At 75.4% G+C, this 735-nt stretch carries 2 protein-coding genes; one reads left to right on the forward strand and one right to left on the reverse strand.

Features of this window, described 5'->3' with window-relative positions; translation table 11 throughout:
* The coding region (locus tag ACSNN9_RS28555) for a DUF4233 domain-containing protein (protein ID WP_436676403.1) at positions 1-344 on the forward strand (344 nt) is incomplete at its 5' end.
* 4 nt (positions 345-348) lie between these two features.
* On the opposite strand, the gene ACSNN9_RS28560 is transcribed toward ACSNN9_RS28555, so the two are convergent.
* A partial coding sequence (locus ACSNN9_RS28560; RefSeq protein ID WP_436676404.1) for a VOC family protein occupies positions 349-735 on the reverse strand: 387 nt, incomplete at its 5' end.

The raw sequence follows: 735 nt of genomic DNA on the forward strand, positions 1-735 counted from the left end.
CGCCGCGCCGCTCCGGGCTGCGCAACCCGGAGCGGGCGGTCCGTGGCCTCGGCGCCGGCACGCTCAGCCTGGAGGCGCTGGTGCTGGTGCTGGCCATCCAGCCGATCCGGGTGGTCGGCGGCGACCTGGGCGGCGCGGCGATCGGGGCGGTCGTGGCGCTGGCCGTGGCGGCGGTGCTGCTGGCCGGCATGATGCGCCGGCCGTGGGCCTGGCACGCCGGCACCGCCCTGCAGGGGCTGCTGATGCTGGCCGGCCTGCTGCACTGGTCGCTGCTGGTGCTGGGCGTCGTCTTCGCCCTGGTGTGGGGCTACGCCCTGCACGTGCGCCGGGTCATCCTGAGCTGACGGGTCAGGCCTCGGCGCGTTCCCGCCACTGGGTGAGGGCGATGCCGTGGCCGTCCGGGTCGCGGAACGCCGCCGCCCACACCTCCAGCTTCGTGCCCCGGTTGACCACCCGGGGGGCGTACGTGAACCGCACGCCCGTCCCGCGCAGCCGCTCGTACGCGGAGTCGATGTCGTCGACCTCGAGGTTGACGTGCACCAGCCGGCGGCTGATCGGCGCCGCCTCGGTCACCTCCCGCAGCACCAGGCGGGTCGTCCCGGAGGCGAGGACCGCGTTGCCGGATCCCCGGTCGACCTCGGTGAAGCCCAGGTCGCGGTAGAAGTCCAGCGAGCGGGGCAGGTCGGTGACCAGCAGGGTCAGCCCCACCCCGGCGATCGGCGCCCCGAACTCGTC

This window comes from Micromonospora sp. URMC 107, from assembly GCF_051386315.1.
GTDB lineage: Bacteria > Actinomycetota > Actinomycetes > Mycobacteriales > Micromonosporaceae > Micromonospora.